This is a genomic window from Gordonia sp. 852002-50395_SCH5434458 (genome assembly GCF_001665905.1).
GTDB classification, from domain to species: domain Bacteria; phylum Actinomycetota; class Actinomycetes; order Mycobacteriales; family Mycobacteriaceae; genus Gordonia; species Gordonia jacobaea.
In genome coordinates this window covers 1-2,835 of sequence record NZ_LZTC01000086.1, presented here as the reverse complement: position 1 = coordinate 2,835, position 2,835 = coordinate 1, and the positions used below count along the sequence as shown (strand labels likewise).

Below are 2,835 nucleotides of genomic sequence, written 5' to 3'. Positions count from 1 at the left end.
GCTCGACCAGCGGGGGCCGCTCGACCAGCGGAGCGGCGACGGTTGAACGAGCGCTCGGGCGGGCCTAGTGCGGCGTCGAAGCGCTGTGGAAGAATCCGAAACCATGACCGCTTCTGCCATCAAGCTCGGTATGCCCATCAACTACGCCGGCGATTTTCGCGAGACCATCGACAACCTCGTCGACTTCGAGGCGGCCGGTGTCGCTCGGATCGCGGTGCCTGAGGCATACAGCTTCGACGCCGTGAGCCAGCTGGGGTACATCGCGGCGCGCACCGAGAAGATGGAGCTGCAGTCGGCGATTCTGCCGATGTACTCGCGCACGCCGTCGAACTTGGCGATGACCGCTGCGGGCCTCGACTTCATCAGCGGTGGTCGCTTCGTGCTGGGCATCGGGGCGTCCGGCCCGCAGGTGATCGAGGGTTTCCACGGCGTGAAGTACGACTACCCGGTGGGGCGCGCTCGCGAGAACGCCGACATCTGTCGACTGATCTGGCGTCGGGAGAAGACGGAGTACCGGGGCAAGCACTACACCCTGCCGTTCACCAAAGAGGACGGCGGAACCGGGCTTGGCAAGCCACTGAAGATCATCAATCACCCTGTGCGTGAACGTATTCCGATGCTGCTCGCTGCTATCGGCCCCAAGAACACTGAAGTCGCGGCCGAGATGTTCGAGGAGTTCCAGCCCTTCCTGTTCCACCCCGAGCATGTCGACGTCGCGTTCGGTGAACCGCTCGCAGCGGGCAAGGCAAAGCGCGATCCGTCGCTGCCCGAGCTGGGCATCGTGGTGCAGGCGACCGCGCGAGTGACCGAGGACGCGGAGCAGATCGAGAACGCCTCGCAGATGGTTCGGCATCAGGCGGCGCTGTACATCGGCGGCATGGGCGCGCGCGGAAAGAACTTCTACAACCAGCTCGCCGTGCGTTACGGCTACGCCGACGCGGCCAAGGAGATCCAGGACCTCTACCTCGACGGCAAGAAGGTCGAGGCCGCCGCGGCGGTTCCCGCAGATCTGGTCGAGGCGATGAGCCTGATCGGTCCGCGTTCGCTGGTGGCAGAGCGCGTCGCGGCGTTCCGCGCGGCGGGTGTCACGTGCATCCTCGCGGCTCCGGTGGCGCCGACGCACAAGGAGCGGGTCGAAGACATGGCCCAGCTCGCGGAGATCTTCGCGAGCTGAGCCAGCCTTCGTCCGCATTCAGCGGTCAGTTGGTTTTCGCTGATGTGCTCGACGAGCTCTTAGTAGCGGTCGCTGTTGCCGTGGGCGTTGCTGTGGCAGTTGGCGTCGCGGTTGCCTTGGGTGTGGCCGAGGGCGTTGCGGTTGCCGTGGGTGTTGCGGTCGCTGTTGCCGTCGGCGTTGCTGTTGCCGTGGGCGTTGCTGTGCCTGTCGGTGTCGCAGTTGCCTTGGGTGTGGCCGTAGACGTTGCGGTTGCCGTAGGTGTTGCGGTAGCCGTTGGCGTGGCGGTTGCGCTCGACGACGCCTTGGATTGTGTCGTCGATTGAGTTGCTGCCGACGGCGTGGTTGTCGCTGGCGGTGTGGATGTTGCGGTGGCCGTCGAGGTCGTTGTCGCCGCCGCTGTTGTCGCGGTCGTCGTGACCGGGGCCGACGCGGTACTTGCCTGTGCGGCAAGCTTTGTGACAGTTGTGGTCGTGGCGGCATTGGCGCCGTACGCGTTGCCCAGTGCTGCTGCCAAGTCGTTCAACATCTGCTGGAACTGGGCAGCCAATGCGGCCATCATCTGCTGGAAAGCATCATTGAGCGCTGCCCCGGGGTCCGTGGTTCCGCCGCCGGTGTTGCCACCGCCCGTGTTTCCACCGCCTGTATTTCCACCACCTGTGTTTCCGCCGCCGGTCGACGGTGTGCCCGAATTGGATCCGGATGCGTACTTCGCGATGAGCTCGGCCAGGACCTGGGCCGCGGGTTTCGCGGTCCAGTCGGTATGGAAGAGCCCGAAGTTCTCCTCAGTACTGCTGCTCCCGGTGTTGGTGTCGCGCGTTTCGTAGATATAGATAGGTCCGGCGCCGGCCTGCTTCTGCCAGGTCTCGATGAAGTCCCGGATGAACTCAGCTTGTCGTGCTTCGGTGTACGCGCCGGTCGTCGGCTGGCCGTATTCGGTGATCCAGATCTTCTTCGCGGAGTCGCCATACTGCGCCATGAGCGCGCGGATCGCCGCGATCTGCAGCGATGGCGCGTCGGGGTGGTCATTGGTCGAGTACGACGCGTCGTATTGATACGGGTGGTACGAGAGGGCGTTGAAGTATCCCGCCGCGCCCGCCGCATACATCTGAGAGATGAAGTCGACCGGGTTCAGCGTGATGCCACTCGTAACGGCCGCCCCGACGACGCCGGCGATCACGACGGCGTTGGGGTCCGCCGCCTTGATGGCGGTGTAGGCGGCCTTCAGCATTGCCGTATAAGCAGCGGGATCGATGGGGTTATAGAAGAGCGTCGAATTGGGTTCGTTCCACACTTCGTAACCCGAAATCTTGCCCTTGTAGCGCGTTGCGATGGCAGTGGTGAAGCCTGCGTACACCGCCGGATCGGTGTGACCGCTGATGATGTTGCCTGCCCACCACGGTGTCGCGGCCACCGTCGCCACCAAGCTGATCCCTCGGGATTGTGCGGCGTTGACAAGTTGATCGAGCTGGGTCCAGTCGTACACGCCCTGACGATTTTCGACGCTGGCCCACGGGACGAGTACTCGCACGCTTGTCACACCCAGCGATTGGATTTTGTCAAGGGTTGCGTTCAGGTCGGCGCTGCTCATCGAGTACAGCGACGAGTCGGCTATGCCTATGGTAGTTGACGATTCATCGATAACTGCTGCCATAGTGTAAGGC

The 2,835-nt window shown here is 63.8% G+C and carries 2 protein-coding genes; one reads left to right on the top strand and one right to left on the bottom strand.

What is annotated here, in order from left to right; genetic code table 11:
• Positions 1–103: 103 nt before the first annotated feature.
• The gene (locus A5785_RS18635; RefSeq protein ID WP_049700874.1) at positions 104–1,174 is read left to right on the top strand and encodes an LLM class F420-dependent oxidoreductase; all 1,071 of its coding nucleotides are present in this window, start codon (positions 104–106) and stop codon (positions 1,172–1,174) included.
• Positions 1,175–1,199: 25 nt separating this feature from the next.
• Here A5785_RS18635 and A5785_RS18630 read toward each other — a convergent pair whose 3' ends face one another.
• Entirely contained in the window at positions 1,200–2,825 is a 1,626-nt protein-coding gene (locus A5785_RS18630) for an endo-1,4-beta-xylanase (protein WP_082946617.1), read from the bottom strand.
• Between the last annotated feature and the right edge of the window lie 10 nt (positions 2,826–2,835).